The organism is Pseudomonas sp. R4-39-08 (assembly GCF_003852275.1).
Lineage (GTDB): Bacteria > Pseudomonadota > Gammaproteobacteria > Pseudomonadales > Pseudomonadaceae > Aquipseudomonas.
This window is the reverse complement of record NZ_CP027733.1, coordinates 4859063-4874789: the sequence shown is the minus strand read 5'-3', so window position 1 is coordinate 4874789 and position 15727 is coordinate 4859063. Positions and strand designations below refer to the sequence as shown.

The following is a 15727-nucleotide window of genomic DNA, read 5'->3' as shown; positions in this document are numbered from 1 at the left end:
ATCGATTCAGTACCCGCTCGTCACCGCAATGGCCAGCAACACCATCGCCAGCACGGCGTAGATCAAGAATAAAGGCAGGATGAAACGCGCCCACTGGCCCCAGCCGACATTGGCGGTAGCCAACAGCACCAGCAAGCCGCTGGAAGTGGGGGTGATCATGTTGGTCAGGCCATTGCCCAGTAAAAATGCGAACACCGTGGTCTGTGGGCTGACCCCGGACAGCTGGCCCAAGGGGCCGAAAATCGGCATGGTCACGGCGGCCTGGCCCGAGGTGGACGGGATCAGCACATCCAGCCCCAGTTGTGCGAAGAACATTCCGTAAGCCGACACAATCGGGCCGTGATCGCCCACCAAGTTGGCCAGGCTGTTGACGATGGTGTCCAGTACCTGGCCGGTACTGAGGATAATTTCCACGGCGGTGGCCAGGCCGATCAGTACGCCGGCGATCAGTACCTTCTTCATCCCATCGACAAAGGCGCTGGCGGCAACGCTTGCACCGAGCCCGGCGATCACACTGAAGGCCACCGTCAGCAGTAAGTAGAACGCCGACAGCTCGTGGTATTTCCAGGCCCAGCGGTTGGAGGCGTAGACCAAAAAAGCGATGCCCGTCAGCAGCACGATCAGGTTGCCCAAGTGCCGCATGGGCAGCGGTGTGCTTTGGAATGTGATCTGCGCTGTGGCATCGAAACCGTGCTTGCGAATGCTCCACAGTACGAAGGCAATTCCCACCAGCAGGAACGTGCAGTAGGCCAACACGCGCATGCTCAGGCCGCTGAAGATCGGCAAGCCAACCATCGGCTGGGCGACGGACAGCGCCACAGGATTGGAGATTGAGGCCAGGTAGCCGATCTTCACCGAGATCGTGACAATGGCCAGGCCGATCAGGTTCGACAGCCCCAGCCGGTTAGCCATGGCAACCATCAAGGGCACGATCAGGATGAATTCCTTGGCCAGGCCCATGAAGGTACTCCCGGCGGAAAACACCAGCATCAGGCACGGCACCAATACGTAGATATTGCCCCGGGTCAGCCCCAGCATGCGTTCCAGCCCGGCATCGATCACCCCGGCCTTGTTCAGCACACCGAACATGCCGCCGATGAACAGCACCATGAAAATCAGCGCCGCACGTTTCTCGATGCCCTGGGGAATGGCCATGAAACCTTCCGCCAGAGACACCGGACGTGCCACGGTGTCGAAGGCTTTGCGTGGCTCCAGGGCGAACAGTTGGCTCAGGGAATCGTGTTTTTCCAGTACCTGATACGAGCCCGGCACCACCAGGCCATTCTGGCGCTGGAACGTGCCCGAATTCACGGCGTAGGTAAACGCCACCGCGAGCAGGACAATACTCAGCAAGATGATGGCGGGATTGATCTGTTTGCGTTGCGTGGTTTTCCCTACCGCTGCTTGGGTGGGGGTGCTCTGCGATTCACTCATGCTGGTGGCCCCGGCGTGCGCCGTTATTGTTATAGGGGTGACACGTGTGGGGCGGACACTAGGGCAAACTTTTCGCGGCGACAACGTTATGCGTAGGGTGGGTTGGGCTATGCGTTTTGTTCGGCAAGACGCTGCTTGAGATGCTCGGCAAACGCGTTCACCAGTTGCGAGCGCGGTTCATTGGCGCGAAACGCCAGGCCGAATGCGTAGGGCAGCGCCGGGCGGAAGGGGCGCGTGACGATGGGCAAATGCAGGAAGTGACTGGCCAGCAGACCGTTGACGATCGACACCCCCAGCCCCTCGGCAACGAAGCTGCACGCCGCCCCTACCGAGTGCACCTCGACCCGTACCTGCGGCGTGAGGTTGGCCGCGCGGAACACCTGGTTCAGTTCGGCTCGCAGTGCCCGTTGCCGGCCGAGCATCACCAGCGGCACGTTGCGCAGGTGCTGCACTTCGATGCAAGCGTGACGGGTCAGCGGATGCTCGGCCGGCATCACGCAGACGCCTTCGGTTTGCAGCACCGGCTCGACGTCGAAGTCGGGGATTTCCGTGGGCAGGCGCACAAAACCCAGGTCGGCGGAACGGTCCAGCACCGCACGCTCGATCATGTCGTAGGAACCGGTCAGCAATTCGACGACGATGTCGTCATGGCCCTTGAGAAACTCGGTCACGATGCGTGGCAACAGTCCCTGGGCCATGCTGGTGGGCACCCCGACCTTGAGCAGGCTTTTGCGTAAGCGTCCTGCACGCATCTCGTCGGCCAGGCGCTGGATCCGCTGCATGCCATCCACCAGCCCGGCGACTTCGGCAAGCAATTCCTCGGCTTCCGGCGTGGCCATCAGGCGGCCCTTCTTACGCAGGAACAAGACAAAACCCAAGTGTTCTTCCAACTGGCTCAGCAGGCGGCTGACCGCCGACTGCGAGAGGCCCATGCGCGTCGCTGCGCCGATGGTCGAGCCGGTGGACATGATCGCCTTGAAGGCTTCGAGTTGCTTGAGATTCACCGTGGTTTTCCTGTCGGTTGGGAAGGGCGGCCGGTGCTTCACGCATAGCCTGATGCGCTTCTCGCATAACGTTGTGAGGCGGCGGGCGAGCCGTTAGTGTCCGCTCCAACGCGACACGCCGTCCAGCCTGCCGCGCCGTGCAATCGCCCATAAAAAACACAACATGGCATTGAGGAAAGGTTTATGCGTGAGCTTTTCACGAAGCGGGAAATAGTTTCGGCGGGACTGCTGGCGAGCCTGTCACCGGCATTGATGGCCCAGGGGGTCTGGGAGGATTCCTACGGCCGATTGACCTTGCGCAACTTCTACTTCAACGACGGCTACCGCGACGGTGGTGAAGACCGCAAGGAGTGGGCCCAAGGCTTTCTGCTCAATCTTCAATCGGGTTATACCGAGGGTACCGTAGGCTTTGGCCTGGATGCTCTGGGGCTGGCGGGACTGCGCCTGGACTCCAGCCCAACCCACGCTGGCACAGGTTTGTTGCCCGTGCATGATGATGGTCATGCGGCCAGCGAGTTCTCCAGCCTGGGCGTCACGGCCAAGATACGCTGGGGCAACACCGTACTAAAAAACGGTACCTTGCTGCCGAAGATTCCGGTGCTGGTGCACAACGATGGTCGCCTGTTGCCGCAGACGTTCCAGGGCACCCAAGTGGAATACAGCGGCATTCGTGACCTGTACCTGCATGTCGGACACCTGGATAAATTCAAGCTGCGCAACTCCACCGACAGCGTGGCTATCTATCCCCAGGGCTACAGTGGCAAAAAAGGCAGTGACTTCAATTTTGCCGGCGCCACATATGCCTTTACGCCCAAGCTCAGCGGTAGCTGGTACTACGGTGAAATGCGTGAATTCTATCGGCAGCAGTTCTTCGGCCTGGTGCACAAGCAGCCGGTGGGCAGCGGCACGCTGACCAGCGACTTGCGCTACTTCATCAGCACCCAAGCGGGTGAAGCTCGCAACGGTCAGGTCGACAGTGACATGTTCAGCGGCTTGTTTACTTACCGCCTGGGCGCGCAGGCGCTGGGTGTGGGCTATCAGAAGGTCAGTGGCGAGACCGCCGTGCCGTATGCCAGTGTGTCGACGGTGTATTCCTTCAGTAACGCGGGTGTGGGCAAGTTCATCCAGGCGGGTGAGCAAACCTGGATGCTGCGCTACGACTATGACTTCGCAGCGCTACTGCCGGGTTTGAGCTTCATGACCCGTTACTACAAAGGACAAAACGGTGACGTCAGGGGGCGCGAGGCGCGGGAGTGGGAATCCGACACTAACTTGCGCTATGTGATCCAGAACAGCACCCTCAAAGGCTTGGGAGTGGAGTTGCGCAAGGCCACTTATCGTTCGACCTATGCCAGTGACCGTGACAACTTCCGGTTGTACCTGACTTACGACCTGGCGCTCTGGTAGTCGGGGGAGGGGGCTGATCATGGGCCGGTCTTGTGTGCTAGTCTGCGGGCCCTTTTAGTTTTGGATGGCACGGGAAACCGTGTTGTCCTACAGCGGAGCCTCTTCATGTCCGAAGTTAATCTGTCCACCGACGAAACCCGCGTCAGCTACGGTATCGGCCGTCAGTTGGGCGACCAACTGCGCGACAACCCGCCACCAGGCGTCAACCTCGATGCGATCCTGGCCGGCCTGACCGACGCGTTCGGTGGCAAGCCAAGCCGTGTCGACCAGGAGCAAATGGCGGCCAGCTTCAAGGTGATCCGCGAAATCATGCAAGCTGAAGCCGCGGCCAAAGCTGAAGCCGCTGCAGGCGCCGGCCTGGCATTCCTGGCTGAAAACGCCAAGCGTGACGGCATTACCACCCTGGCTTCGGGCCTGCAATTTGAAGTGCTGACTGCCGGTGATGGCGCCAAGCCGACCCGTGAAGACCAAGTGCGTACTCATTACCACGGCACTCTGATCGACGGCACTGTATTCGACAGCTCCTACGAGCGTGGCCAGCCTGCAGAATTCCCGGTGGGCGGCGTGATTGCCGGCTGGACCGAAGCCCTGCAGTTGATGAATGCCGGCAGCAAATGGCGCCTGTACGTGCCGAGCGAACTGGCTTACGGCGCTCAAGGCGTTGGCAGCATCCCGCCGCACAGCGTTCTGGTGTTCGACGTCGAGCTGCTCGACGTTCTGTAAGACCTGCTGTTGATCACCTGTAGGGTGGTTCATGGGTGGAACTTGCCATTGAGCTCCGTCGCCGGGCGCAACGCTCGGGCATAGCAGAACAAAAACAGGTTCCTCACCACTTCCTTCAGTACCCCAGGCTCACTGGAGCTCAGGCCATTCACGTCCAGGTCGCCCTGATCCTGCAGTTCATTCAGCGCTTCTTCTTCCAGCACAGCACAGACTTCGCCGGTTTCCCGATGCAGGATCCGCAGGTAGGGGTGTGGGCGGTCCAGCCAGGCGTCTATCAAATAAGTCATGGTCGTTCTCCTTGATGGGTTTCAATGAGAATAATTCTTATTCGTAGAATAGCAAGTGCCTATTGGCGGTTTGCGCTTTTTTCTGTGTGGAGATTGAGGCGGGTCAAGCAACAGGGCGAAACGCCATCCCACGGCGGGCGTGGGATGGTTGCAGCATGATCAGACTTTACGCACGAACTCAGACTTGAGTTTCATCGGGCCGATGCCGTCAATCTTGCAATCGATATCGTGGTCGCCATCGCACAGGCGGATGTTCTTGACCTTGGTGCCGACTTTCACCACCAGGGAAGTGCCCTTGACCTTGAGGTCCTTGATCACGGTGATGGTGTCGCCGTCCTGCAGGACATTGCCCACAGAGTCCTTCTTCACGGTTTCATCGCCGGCTGCTTCGGCCTCGCCATTGGCGGACCACTCATGGGCGCATTCCGGGCAGATCAGCTGGGCGCCGTCTTCATAAGTGTATTCGGAATTGCATTTCGGGCAGGGTGGCAACGTGCTCACTAAAGCTCCTTGAGATTCAGGATGGCTAAAAGTCGCACATTATATAGGGGATTGTGGTCTTGCAGGTTGTATGAAATCCAAATGTGGGAGGGGGCTTGCTCCCGATGGCGGTGTAACAGCCAACTTATCCATTGGCTGACACACTGCCATCGGGAGCAAGCCCCCTCCCACATTGGCCCGCGTGTATTTTAGTGCGTACGCGCGACCGCAAACTCACTCAGCTCAACCAATGCGTCCCGGTATTCGCTGGCGGGCAGGGCTTGCAGGCACTGGATCGCACGGGCTACGTAGTCACGCGCCAGTTGCGCGGTGTACTCCAGCGAGCCGGACGCTTCGACGGCGGCGCGAATGGCTTCCAGGTCTTCGATCCCGCCTTTCTGGATCGCCTTGCGCACCAGGGCGGCCTGTTCCGGCGTGCCTTCGCGCATGGTGTAGATCAGCGGCAGGGTCGGTTTGCCTTCGGCCAGGTCGTCACCGACGTTCTTGCCCAGAGTCTCGGCGTCGCCACGGTAGTCGAGCAGGTCGTCCACCAATTGGAACGCCACGCCCAGGTGGTCGCCAAAGGTGCGCAGCGCTTCGGCCTGTTCGGCGGTCGCGCCACACAGCGCGGCGGCGCTATGGGTGGAGGCTTCGAAGAGCATCGCGGTCTTGCCGCGAATCACTTCCATATAGGTTTCTTCGGTGGTGCTGGCGTCGCGTACCTTCGACAGCTGCAACACTTCGCCTTCGGCGATGATGCGTGTGGCCTGTGAAAGAATCTTCATCACCGGCATCGAACCCAGCTCGACCATCATTTCGAACGAGCGCGAATACAGGAAGTCGCCCACCAGCACGCTCGGGGCGTTGCCCCACATTGCGTTGGCGGTCTCGCGACCACGGCGCATACCGGACATGTCGACCACGTCGTCGTGCAGCAGGGTGGCGGTGTGCAGGAATTCGATGGTGGCCGCCAGCAGGCGCAGGTCATCGCCTTCGCGGCCCAGGGCCTTGCCGCACAGCAACACTAATAAAGGACGCAGGCGCTTACCGCCCGCCGACGTAATGTAGTCGCCAATTTTGGCGACCAGCGGCACTTTAGACGTCAGCTGCTGCTTGATGATGCCGTCGACGGCGCTAAAATCGTCCGCGACCGCGCGGTAGAAAGCTTGGGGTTGCATCAGCGACAGTCGCTCCAGAAGGGTTGCGCGGCATGCTAGGACCCATGCCCCTGGGTGTCAAGGCGCGATGGACGGCCTCTTGCAACGCGTCTATTGCTTGCGTACAATCGCGCACCCTGAACTTCCTGGGCAGCACCTGCCTTACGCAATTGCATTCGGGACGTCCATCCCATGCAGCCATGCCAGCCAATACCTCTTCTTATAAAGCGCTGGGTGAGCAGGATTATCGGAGAAATACCATGTCGTACGCAGTAATTGTTACTGGTGGCAAGCAATACAAGGTCGCCCCAGGTGAATACCTGAAGATCGAAAAACTGGAAATCGCTACTGGCGAATCCGTGACTTTTGATCGCGTTCTGTTGGTCGCCAATGGCGATGACGTGAACATCGGCGCTCCAGTTGTTGCTGGCGCTACCGTTGTGGCTGAAGTGATCTCCCAAGGTCGTCACGATAAAGTCCGCATCATCAAGTTCCGTCGTCGTAAGCACCACATGAAGCGTATGGGCCACCGCCAGTGGTACACCGAGATCAAAATCACCGGTATTCAGGCTTAATTTCAGCCTAATTCCTCACTAGGAGAATTGACTCATGGCACACAAAAAAGCTGGTGGTAGTACCCGTAACGGTCGCGACTCAGAAGCCAAACGCCTTGGCGTGAAGATGTATGGCGGCCAGAAAATCATTCCGGGCAACATCATCGTGCGTCAGCGCGGCACCCAATTCCACGCCGGTTACGGTGTTGGCATGGGTAAAGATCACACCCTCTTCGCGAAAATCGAAGGCGTGATCAAGTTCGAAGTAAAGGGCGCGTTCAACCGCCGTTACGTGAGCGTTGTCGCAGCTTAATTGCGAGATCGCTGGAAAAGCCCTGTCTTGCGACGGGGCTTTTTCGTTTGTGGAGTGAGTCTCTTGCAAAGCTGTTTGTAATGGCGAGGGCAGCAGGTTTTGCAGTCGTTGCTTGAGGTCGCTGCGCTCATTTTTGCAAGAGTCTTATGTCTTGGTTTCTTAAGCTCGTCCGTGCGGCGAGAGGCGTTTTGTTATGAAGTTCGTTGATGAAGTTTCCATCCGAGTAAAAGCAGGCGACGGCGGTAACGGTTGCATGAGTTTCCGTCGCGAAAAGTTCATTGAAAACGGTGGCCCAAACGGCGGTGACGGCGGCGACGGCGGTTCCATCTACATGATGGCCGACGAAAACCTCAACACCCTGGTCGACTACCGTTACACCCGGCACTTCGATGCCGAGCGTGGCTCCAACGGCGGCAGCACCGACTGCACCGGTAAAAAAGGTGAAGACTTGGTACTGCGCGTACCGGTCGGCACCACGATCATCGACTCGGCCACCCAGGAAGTGATCGGCGACCTGACCAAGGCCGGCCAGAAGTTGATGGTTGTGCAGGGCGGCTGGCACGGGCTGGGTAACACCCGGTTCAAGTCCAGTACCAACCGTGCACCGCGCCAGACCACGCCGGGCAAACCGGGCGAGCAGCGCGACCTCAAGCTGGAAATGAAAGTACTCGCCGACGTAGGCCTGCTGGGCCTGCCGAACGCCGGCAAAAGTACCTTCATCCGCTCGGTGTCGGCCGCCAAGCCGAAAGTCGCCGACTACCCGTTCACCACCCTGGTGCCAAACCTGGGCGTGGTCAGCGTCGACCGTTGGAAAAGCTTCGTGGTCGCCGACATTCCTGGCCTGATCGAAGGCGCTTCCGATGGTGCAGGCCTGGGGATTCGCTTCCTCAAGCACTTGTCGCGCACCCGTTTGCTGCTGCACCTCGTCGACATGGCGCCGCTGGACGAAACCAATGCTGCCGATGCCGCCGAAGTGATCGTCAGCGAACTGACCAAGTTCAGCCCGGCCCTGGCCGAGCGTGATCGTTGGCTGGTGCTGAACAAGTGCGACCAGATCCTTGAAGAAGAGCACGAAGAGCGCGTCAAGGAAATCGTCGACCGCCTGGAGTGGGAAGGTCCGGTCTACGTGATCTCGGCCATCGCCAAAGAAGGCACCGAGCGCCTTTGCCGCGACATCATGCGTTATCTGGAAGACCGCGCCGACCGCCTGGCGGCTGACCCGGTCTTCAAGGCCGAACTCGCCGAGCTCGACCAGCAGATCGAAGACGAAGCCCGTGCCCAGCTGCAAGCGCTGGACGACCAGCGTGCCCTGCGCCGCAGCGGCGTGAAGTCGGTGCATGACATCGGCGACGATGATTGGGACGAGGAAGACGTGGATGATGAAGACGGTCCGGAAATCATTTACGTGCGCGACTGATTCGTTGCGATAAACTTGAACGCCGCTCCTCTGGAGCGGCGTTTTGGTATCCGGGTATAACGTTATGGGCGGCGCTGGGTCGCGCGGCCCTCACTCTAAGGTTGAAGATGATGCGGAGCAAAGTGACAGGTGCGCAGCGCTGGGTCGTAAAGATCGGCAGCGCGTTGCTGACGGCCGATGGCAAGGGACTCGATCGCGCAGCCATGAGCGTCTGGGTCGAGCAGATGGTGGCCTTGCATGAGGCCGGTGTCGAGTTGGTGCTGGTCTCGTCCGGGGCAGTTGCCGCCGGGATGAGCCGCCTCGGCTGGACCGCGCGACCCAGCGCGATGCACGAACTGCAAGCCGCCGCCGCCATCGGCCAGATGGGCCTGGTGCAAGCCTGGGAATCGAGCTTTGCCGAGCACGGCCGCCACACGGCGCAGATCCTGCTGACCCACGACGACCTGTCCGACCGCAAGCGCTACCTCAACGCCCGCAGCACCTTGCGTGCGCTGGTGGAGCTCAAGGTCATCCCGGTGATCAACGAGAACGACACGGTGGTCACCGACGAAATCCGCTTCGGCGACAACGACACCCTGGCTGCCCTGGTGGCCAACCTGGTGGAAGCCGACCTGCTGGTGATTCTCACCGACCGCGACGGCATGTTCGACGCCGACCCGCGCAACAACCCTGATGCCCAGCTTATCCATGAAGCGCGCGCTGATGACCCGGCGCTGGACGCCGTGGCCGGCAGTGTCGGCGGCGCCTTGGGCCGTGGCGGCATGCAGACCAAGCTACGCGCCGCCCGCCTGGCCGCGCGCTCCGGTGCCCACACCATCATCGTCGGCGGGCGCCTGGAGCGCGTGCTGGACCGTCTCAAGGCCGGGGAGCGCATCGGTACGCTGCTGTCGCCCGAGCGCGGCATGCTGGCGGCGCGCAAGCAGTGGCTGGCCGGGCACCTGCAAACCCGTGGCACCCTGGTGCTGGACGCGGGGGCGGTGTCGGCGTTGTCCCAGGGCAACAAGAGCCTGCTGCCGGTGGGCGTCAAGTTGGTGCAAGGCAGCTTCCGCCGCGGCGAGATGGTGGTGTGCGTGGCGCCGGATGGTCGTGAGGTCGCCCGCGGCCTGGCCAACTACAGCGCCCTTGAGGCGCAGAAGATTATTGGACAATCGTCTGAAGCGATTGTCGGACTCTTGGGCTACATGGCGGAACCGGAACTGGTGCACCGCGATAACCTCATTCTGGTTTAAACGAAGGAATACCCGATGCGCGTAATGAAGGGATTGCTTGGCCTGTTGCTCGCCATGCCACTGCTGGCCTCGGCCGAAGAGATTGCCCAGGTCTCGACGGTGTTCAAGTTTGTCGGCCCCAACGACCGGATTGTGGTCGAAGCGTTTGACGACCCCAAGGTCGATGGTGTGACTTGCTATCTGTCCCGTGCCAAGACCGGTGGCGTCAAAGGCGGCCTGGGCCTGGCCGAAGACCGCGCCGAAGCCTCGATTGCCTGCCGCCAGGTCGGCCCGATCCACTTCAAGGGCGAGCTCAAGGACGGTGACGAAGTGTTCAAGGAACGCACCTCGCTGGTGTTCAAGACCATGCAGGTGGTGCGTTTCCTCGACAAGAAGCGCAACACGTTGGTGTACCTGGTCTACAGCGACCGCCTGATCGAAGGCAGCCCGCAGAACGCGGTGACGGCGATCCCGATCCTGCCGTGGCCGACCGCTCAGTAACCTGCAGGCGGGTTTTGTTACGGGCGTCTATAATTGCGGGCTTGCGGGTTGTAAGCTCAAGGCGTCGCGAGGCGTAGAAAAATAGGATATCTGGAGTTCGTCATGAGTGCTTTCCACGACCTGAAACTCAAAGCGTTGGATGGGCAAGAGCTGCCGCTGGCGCCTTTCAAGGGGCAAGTTGTGCTGGTGGTCAACGTGGCCTCCAAATGCGGCCTGACCCCGCAATATGCGGCGTTGGAAAACCTCTATCAGCAGTACAAGGACCGGGGTTTCACCGTGCTCGGCCTGCCGTGCAACCAGTTTGCGGGCCAGGAACCGGGCACCGAGGAAGAGATCCAGCAATTCTGCAGCCTCAACTATGGGGTGACCTTTCCCTTGGGCAGCAAACTCGAGGTGAACGGGCAGGAGCGTCACCAGCTCTACCGCCTGCTGGCGGGCGAGGGCGCTGAATTTCCTGGGGATATCACCTGGAACTTCGAGAAATTCCTGCTCGGCAAAGATGGCCGCGTGCTGGCGCGTTTTTCGCCACGTACGCCACCGGACGATCCATCGATCATCCAGGCCATCGAAAAAGCCCTGAGCTAACCCTGCCACTGTAGGAGCGAGCTTGCTCGCGAAAATCGCCAACGATAACGCGTGTGCTCTGGATGTACGCGGCGTCCTCAGGCGCTTCGCGAGCAAGCTCGCTCCTACAGGTATTCGGTTGCTTTTATCGCCTTAATCACCCAGATCAATAGTGCTACCCAGCACGTTGCGGCGCCCATATTATCCACATCATAAATCCGTCTTATGTGGAGTGCTCCATGCCCGTCCAAGCCTTGTTCAAACCCTTCCAGCTCGGTGCACTGCAGCTGTCGACCCGCGTGGTCATGGCGCCAATGACCCGCTCGTTCTCCCCGGGTGGCGTGCCCAACGCCCAAGTGATCGAGTACTACCGCCGTCGCGCCGCCGCCGGTGTAGGGCTGATCATTACCGAAGGCACCGTGGTCGGCCATCAAGCCTCAAACGGCTACCCCAACGTTCCGCACTTTTACGGCGAAGCGGCGTTGGCCGGCTGGAAGAAAGTGGTCGATGCGGTCCACGCCGAAGGCGGCAAGATTGTTCCGCAGTTGTGGCATGTGGGCGCCGTGCGCCGTATCGGTACCGAACCTGACGCCAGCGTGCCAGCCTACGGCCCGATGGAGAAGCTCAAGGATGGCAAGGTAGTCGTCCATGGCATGACCACCCAGGACATCAAGGACGTGATTAACGCGTTCGCCCAGGCGGCCAAAGATGCTCAACGCATCGGCATGGACGGTGTGGAAATCCACGGCGCCCACGGCTACCTGGTCGACCAGTTTTTCTGGGAAGGCAGCAACCAGCGTACCGATGAGTACGGCGGCAGCCTGGCCAACCGTTCACGTTTCGCTATCGAATTGATCCAGGCCATCCGTGCTGCGGTCGGCCCGGATTTTCCGATCATCCTGCGTTTTTCCCAGTGGAAGCAGCAGGACTACACCGCGCGCCTGGTGCAAACTCCCGAGGCGTTGGGCGAATTCCTCAAGCCGTTGTCCGACGCTGGCGTGGATATTTTCCACTGTTCCACGCGCCGGTTCTGGGAGCCCGAATTCGAAGGTTCCGACCTCAATCTGGCCGGCTGGACCCGCCAGCTGACGGGGAAACCGACGATCACCGTGGGCAGTGTCGGCCTGGATGGCGAGTTCCTGCAGTTCATGGTCAACACCGACAAGGTCGCGCAGCCGGCCAGCCTGGAGAACCTGCTGGAGCGCTTGAATAACGACGAGTTCGATCTGGTCGCCGTGGGCCGTGCGCTGCTGGTGGATCCGGATTGGGCCGTGAAGGTGCGCGAAGGCCGCGAGGCCGACATTCTGCCGTTCAGTCGTGAGGCGTTGACGAGCCTGGTGTAAGCGACGCCAGGGCGGGCACCGGAGGCCCGTCCTTGCATACATCGCGCAACTGACGCTCGAATTGCTCGATGATCGCCGGCCACCCTTGGCGACTGGCGTGTTGCCGGGCATTGAGCCGCGCTCGGCGCAGCGTCTCGCGCTCTTCCAGCAGCCACACGGCCGCATCGCAAAACGCGTTCTCATCCCCCGGCATCGCCAGCACACCGTTGTAGCCGTGGCGAATATGCTGGGTCGCGGCTGCCTGGTCGTAGGCCACCACACCCAGCCCGGACGCCATGGCTTCCAGCACCACATTGCCGAATGTTTCGGTCAGGCTGGGAAACAGAAACAGATCGCCCGAAGCGTAATGCCGCGCCAGTGCTTCACCGCGCTGGGCGCCGCAGAACACCGCGTCGGGCAAATCGCGCTGCAACAGGCTGCGCTGCGGGCCGTCGCCGACAATCACCAGCTTGAGCCGCCGCGATGGATAGGTGGTCTGCAACGTGTAGAAACAGCGTTTGAGCAGCCCGAGATTTTTCTCTTGGGCCAGGCGTCCTACGTGCAGCACCACAATGTCGTCGTTCTCCAACCCCCAGCTTGCGCGTAAAGCATCATCGCGTTTGGCCGGGTGGAACAGTTGGCTATCGACCCCCCGCGACAGCATGCCAAGACGCTCGAAGTGCCGGCGCTCCAGCTCCAGGCGCTGACTCGCGCTGGGAACCAGGGTCAACGTCGACCGGTTATGAAACCAGCGCAGGTAATGGGTGACCAGGCGACTCAACAGGCTCAAGCCGTACTGGTTCGAATACTGTTGAAAGTTGGTGTGAAAGCCGCTGACCACGCTGATGCCCAAGCGTCGCGCTGCGCGTAACGCCGACAAGCCCAACGGCCCCTCGGTGGCGATGTACAACACATCCGGACGCTGGCGGGTCCAGCGGCGCAGGAGTTTGTGCATCGACGATTGGCCCCACTGCAGCCCTGGATACCCCGGTAACGGCCAGCCGCGGCACAGCAGCAACTCATCGTCACTCGGCCGGCTCTGGTCGATGCCTTGGCGGGGACGCACCAGTTCGATTTGATGGCCGCGCGCGCGCAAACCGTCGCACAGGCGGCCAAGGGTATTGGCCACCCCGTTGATTTCCGGCGGGAAGGTTTCGGTGATCAGGGTGATGTGGAGCGAAGCTGTCGTCATGACCCACAGTGTCGCTGCGGGCCATGTCTTCATTGTGTCACTGGGATGATGGATTTATGACCGAGCCACCTGTTGCCCCGCCATCGCTTCGGCACCTTGCTCGCGCACCCAGAACAACGTCGCCCCGGCCACCGCCGCCGGCATCATCAGCAAGTTGACCACCGGCACCAGCAGCACCAGGTAGACGATCCCGCCAAAACTCATGCTCTGCCAGCGCTTCTGGCGCAGCCAGGCGAGCATTTCGTTCCAGCCCAGCTTGTGGTTGTCGGCCGGGTAGTCGATGTATTGGATCGCCATCATCCACACGCCGAACAGCAGCCACAATGGCGCGGCGATCAGGTTGACCACGGGAATGAACGACAGGATGAACAGGCCGATGGCCCGTGGCAGGAAGTAGCCCAGCTTGCGCATTTCCCGGGCCAGGGTGCGCGGGATCATCGCGATCAGCTCGGCCCAGCTGAACGGTGGGAAGTCGTCGGTGCCACGCACCACGATCTCGACTTTCTCCGCGAGAAAACCATTGAATGGCGCGGCGATGATATTGGCGAGCATGGTAAAGGTGAAAAACACCATCAACACCACCAGCACCACGAACAGCGGCCACAGCAGGTAATTCAAAAAGCTCAGCCAGCCGGGCAGCGTGGGCATCAGGTGGTCGACCCACAAGCTGAATTGGTGGCCTGCAAAGTAGATCAGGCCGACGAACAGCACCAGGTTGATCGCCAGCGGCAGCAGTACGAACAGGCGCAGGCCGGGGCTCAACACCAGTTTGAGGCCTTCGCGCAGGTATTGCGGGCCGGAAAGAGCGGGGGCGGGCATGGAAGACTCCGAGCAGAAGGGCGAACGCGCCGACCTTACCGGCTTTGCCGTGGCGGTGAAAGTAGCGACATCAGCGGTTACACCTGAGTGGACAAGAAGGTCGATCAAACCGGTCGACTGCATAGAGACCACCTATGAGCTGGATTGTTATTCCGTATTTCCTTAATCTTGCCCCCCTCTATACGCTGCACCCATTATTTTCAGGATCTGCGAGTTCTAGCCTTCCCCAAGTGCTTCGCGGTCCTTTTTTATTCCAGCCGTCTTGTTGTCCGGGCGGTCGATAGGAGTGAGTCATGTCTGATACCCGTCATTCGCGAGTGATTATTCTCGGTTCCGGCCCTGCCGGTTACAGCGCTGCGGTCTACGCTGCCCGCGCCAACCTCAAGCCGCTGCTGATCACCGGCATGCAGGCGGGCGGTCAGCTGACCACCACCACCGAAGTCGACAACTGGCCGGGCGACGTCCACGGCCTGACCGGCCCGGTGCTGATGGAGCGTATGAAAGAACACGCCGAGCGCTTTGAAACCGAGATCGTGTTCGACCACATCAACAAGGTCGACTTTTCCAAGAAGCCTTACAGCCTGACAGGCGACAGCGGCGTGTACACCTGTGACGCGTTGATCATCGCCACCGGCGCCAGCGCCCGTTACCTGGGCCTGCCATCGGAAGAAGCGTTCATGGGCAAGGGTGTTTCCGCCTGCGCAACCTGCGACGGTTTCTTCTATCGCAACAAGCCAGTGGCTGTGGTCGGTGGCGGCAACACTGCGGTGGAAGAGGCGCTGTACCTGGCCAACATCGCCAGCACCGTGACCCTGGTGCACCGCCGCGAAACCTTCCGCGCCGAGAAGATCCTGATCGACAAGCTGCACGCCCGTGTCGCTGAAGGCAAGATCATCCTCAAGCTCAACGCCACGCTGGACGAAGTCCTGGGTGACAACATGGGCGTGACCGGTGCGCGCCTGAAGAACAATGACGGCAGCTTCGACGAGCTGAAAGTCGACGGCGTATTCATCGCCATCGGCCACACCCCGAACACCTCGTTGTTCGAGGGTGTGCTGGAAGCCAAAGACGGTTACCTGGTAGTGCAGGGCGGCCGTGAAGGCAATGCCACCGCCACCAACATCGAAGGCATCTTTGCGGCTGGCGACGTGGCTGACCACGTCTACCGCCAAGCCATCACCTCGGCCGGCGCCGGTTGCATGGCGGCCCTGGACGCCGAGCGTTACCTTGACGGTCTGAAAGACGCCTCGTTCTAAGCAGCACTGCAAAACAAATGTGGGAGGGGGCTTGCTCCCGATAGCGGTGGTCCAGTACCCAATGTACTGACTGACACACTGCTATCGGG

The 15727-nt window shown here is 60.6% G+C and carries 18 protein-coding genes; 11 read left to right on the top strand and 7 right to left on the bottom strand.

Translation table 11 applies throughout. The annotated features are described in order from the left end of the window. Window positions 1-6: 6 nt before the first annotated feature. Both C4J88_RS22555 and C4J88_RS22550 read right to left on the bottom strand, forming a co-directional pair. Window positions 7-1434 (bottom strand): YfcC family protein, encoded by a 1428-nt coding sequence (locus C4J88_RS22555; protein WP_124408153.1) that lies wholly within the window; start codon window positions 1432-1434, stop codon window positions 7-9. A 107-nt stretch (window positions 1435-1541) separates the two neighbouring features. After that, the gene (locus tag C4J88_RS22550; RefSeq protein ID WP_124371821.1) at window positions 1542-2438 is read right to left on the bottom strand and encodes a LysR family transcriptional regulator; all 897 of its coding nucleotides are present in this window, start codon (window positions 2436-2438) and stop codon (window positions 1542-1544) included. Between the two features lie 183 nt (window positions 2439-2621). Here C4J88_RS22550 and C4J88_RS22545 point away from each other — a divergent pair, with 183 nt between their 5' ends. Both C4J88_RS22545 and C4J88_RS22540 read left to right on the top strand, forming a co-directional pair. Further along, entirely contained in the window at window positions 2622-3845 is a 1224-nt protein-coding gene (locus C4J88_RS22545) for an OprD family porin (RefSeq protein WP_124408152.1), read from the top strand. 105 nt (window positions 3846-3950) lie between these two features. Next, window positions 3951-4568: an FKBP-type peptidyl-prolyl cis-trans isomerase gene (locus C4J88_RS22540; protein WP_124364370.1), complete on the top strand. Its 618-nt coding sequence runs from the start codon at window positions 3951-3953 to the stop codon at window positions 4566-4568. Between the two features lie 29 nt (window positions 4569-4597). Here C4J88_RS22540 and C4J88_RS22535 read toward each other — a convergent pair whose 3' ends face one another. The 3 genes from C4J88_RS22535 to C4J88_RS22525 all read right to left on the bottom strand — a co-directional run bounded on the left by C4J88_RS22535 (window position 4598) and on the right by C4J88_RS22525 (window position 6513). Beyond that, window positions 4598-4855 (bottom strand): hypothetical protein, encoded by a 258-nt coding sequence (locus C4J88_RS22535; RefSeq protein WP_003194088.1) that lies wholly within the window; start codon window positions 4853-4855, stop codon window positions 4598-4600. A 159-nt stretch (window positions 4856-5014) separates the two neighbouring features. Next, window positions 5015-5356, bottom strand: coding sequence for a zinc ribbon domain-containing protein YjdM (locus C4J88_RS22530; RefSeq protein ID WP_017254008.1), 342 nt, complete (start codon window positions 5354-5356; stop codon window positions 5015-5017). A gap of 188 nt (window positions 5357-5544) precedes the next feature. Beyond that, window positions 5545-6513: a polyprenyl synthetase family protein gene (locus C4J88_RS22525; RefSeq protein WP_124364369.1), complete on the bottom strand. Its 969-nt coding sequence runs from the start codon at window positions 6511-6513 to the stop codon at window positions 5545-5547. A 239-nt stretch (window positions 6514-6752) separates the two neighbouring features. On the opposite strand from C4J88_RS22525, the gene rplU reads away from it, so the two are divergent. The 7 genes from rplU (at window position 6753) to C4J88_RS22490 (ending at window position 12392) form a co-directional block, all read left to right on the top strand. After that, window positions 6753-7067 carry a 50S ribosomal protein L21 gene (gene rplU / locus C4J88_RS22520; RefSeq protein ID WP_003176051.1) on the top strand — a complete coding sequence of 105 codons (315 nt, stop codon included), beginning with the start codon at window positions 6753-6755 and terminating at the stop codon, window positions 7065-7067. A 34-nt stretch (window positions 7068-7101) separates the two neighbouring features. After that, on the top strand, window positions 7102-7359 hold the full coding sequence (rpmA, locus tag C4J88_RS22515) for a 50S ribosomal protein L27 (protein ID WP_003176049.1): 258 nt from the start codon (window positions 7102-7104) through the stop codon (window positions 7357-7359). Window positions 7360-7552: 193 nt separating this feature from the next. Further along, window positions 7553-8776, top strand: a complete 1224-nt coding sequence (gene cgtA, locus C4J88_RS22510; RefSeq protein WP_124364368.1) for an Obg family GTPase CgtA — start codon at window positions 7553-7555, stop codon at window positions 8774-8776. Window positions 8777-8886: 110 nt separating this feature from the next. After that, window positions 8887-10005, top strand: a complete 1119-nt coding sequence (proB, locus tag C4J88_RS22505) for a glutamate 5-kinase (protein ID WP_124369024.1) — start codon at window positions 8887-8889, stop codon at window positions 10003-10005. A gap of 15 nt (window positions 10006-10020) precedes the next feature. Continuing rightward, window positions 10021-10485, top strand: a complete 465-nt coding sequence (locus C4J88_RS22500; RefSeq protein WP_124364367.1) for a CreA family protein — start codon at window positions 10021-10023, stop codon at window positions 10483-10485. 102 nt (window positions 10486-10587) lie between these two features. Continuing rightward, window positions 10588-11070 (top strand): glutathione peroxidase, encoded by a 483-nt coding sequence (locus C4J88_RS22495; protein WP_124408151.1) that lies wholly within the window; start codon window positions 10588-10590, stop codon window positions 11068-11070. Between the two features lie 218 nt (window positions 11071-11288). After that, window positions 11289-12392: an NADH:flavin oxidoreductase gene (locus C4J88_RS22490; protein ID WP_124408150.1), complete on the top strand. Its 1104-nt coding sequence runs from the start codon at window positions 11289-11291 to the stop codon at window positions 12390-12392. Here the strand turns inward: C4J88_RS22490 and C4J88_RS22485 are convergent. Together C4J88_RS22485 and cysZ are read right to left on the bottom strand one after the other, a co-directional pair. Next, window positions 12361-13563 carry a glycosyltransferase family 1 protein gene (locus tag C4J88_RS22485; protein ID WP_124408149.1) on the bottom strand — a complete coding sequence of 401 codons (1203 nt, stop codon included), beginning with the start codon at window positions 13561-13563 and terminating at the stop codon, window positions 12361-12363. The genes C4J88_RS22490 and C4J88_RS22485 overlap by 32 nt on opposite strands. 54 nt (window positions 13564-13617) lie before the next feature. Then, a complete protein-coding gene (cysZ, locus tag C4J88_RS22480; protein ID WP_124368314.1) occupies window positions 13618-14382 on the bottom strand; it encodes a sulfate transporter CysZ in 765 nt (254 codons plus the stop codon). On the opposite strand from cysZ, the gene C4J88_RS27485 reads away from it, so the two are divergent. Together C4J88_RS27485 and trxB are read left to right on the top strand one after the other, a co-directional pair. Continuing rightward, window positions 14381-14548 (top strand): hypothetical protein, encoded by a 168-nt coding sequence (locus C4J88_RS27485; RefSeq protein ID WP_164485271.1) that lies wholly within the window; start codon window positions 14381-14383, stop codon window positions 14546-14548. The two genes, cysZ and C4J88_RS27485, sit on opposite strands and share 2 nt — an antisense overlap. A gap of 127 nt (window positions 14549-14675) precedes the next feature. Next, the gene (gene trxB, locus C4J88_RS22470) at window positions 14676-15638 is read left to right on the top strand and encodes a thioredoxin-disulfide reductase (RefSeq protein ID WP_003194076.1); all 963 of its coding nucleotides are present in this window, start codon (window positions 14676-14678) and stop codon (window positions 15636-15638) included. Window positions 15639-15727: the final 89 nt, after the last annotated feature.

Bases quoted from the DNA above. Each gene is read 5' to 3' on its own strand.
- C4J88_RS22555 (WP_124408153.1), bottom strand. From the start codon at position 1,434: ATGAGTGAATCGCAGAGCACCCCCACCCAAGCAGCGGTAGGGAAAACC.
- C4J88_RS22545 (WP_124408152.1), top strand. From the start codon at position 2,622: ATGCGTGAGCTTTTCACGAAGCGGGAAATAGTTTCGGCGGGACTGCTG.
- C4J88_RS22540 (WP_124364370.1), top strand. From the start codon at position 3,951: ATGTCCGAAGTTAATCTGTCCACCGACGAAACCCGCGTCAGCTACGGT.
- C4J88_RS22535 (WP_003194088.1), bottom strand. From the start codon at position 4,855: ATGACTTATTTGATAGACGCCTGGCTGGACCGCCCACACCCCTACCTG.
- C4J88_RS22525 (WP_124364369.1), bottom strand. From the start codon at position 6,513: ATGCAACCCCAAGCTTTCTACCGCGCGGTCGCGGACGATTTTAGCGCC.
- rplU (WP_003176051.1), top strand. From the start codon at position 6,753: ATGTCGTACGCAGTAATTGTTACTGGTGGCAAGCAATACAAGGTCGCC.
- rpmA (WP_003176049.1), top strand. From the start codon at position 7,102: ATGGCACACAAAAAAGCTGGTGGTAGTACCCGTAACGGTCGCGACTCA.
- cgtA (WP_124364368.1), top strand. From the start codon at position 7,553: ATGAAGTTCGTTGATGAAGTTTCCATCCGAGTAAAAGCAGGCGACGGC.
- proB (WP_124369024.1), top strand. From the start codon at position 8,887: ATGCGGAGCAAAGTGACAGGTGCGCAGCGCTGGGTCGTAAAGATCGGC.
- C4J88_RS22500 (WP_124364367.1), top strand. From the start codon at position 10,021: ATGCGCGTAATGAAGGGATTGCTTGGCCTGTTGCTCGCCATGCCACTG.
- C4J88_RS22495 (WP_124408151.1), top strand. From the start codon at position 10,588: ATGAGTGCTTTCCACGACCTGAAACTCAAAGCGTTGGATGGGCAAGAG.
- C4J88_RS22490 (WP_124408150.1), top strand. From the start codon at position 11,289: ATGCCCGTCCAAGCCTTGTTCAAACCCTTCCAGCTCGGTGCACTGCAG.
- C4J88_RS22485 (WP_124408149.1), bottom strand. From the start codon at position 13,563: ATGACGACAGCTTCGCTCCACATCACCCTGATCACCGAAACCTTCCCG.
- C4J88_RS27485 (WP_164485271.1), top strand. From the start codon at position 14,381: ATGGAAGACTCCGAGCAGAAGGGCGAACGCGCCGACCTTACCGGCTTT.
- cysZ (WP_124368314.1), bottom strand. From the start codon at position 14,382: ATGCCCGCCCCCGCTCTTTCCGGCCCGCAATACCTGCGCGAAGGCCTC.
- trxB (WP_003194076.1), top strand. From the start codon at position 14,676: ATGTCTGATACCCGTCATTCGCGAGTGATTATTCTCGGTTCCGGCCCT.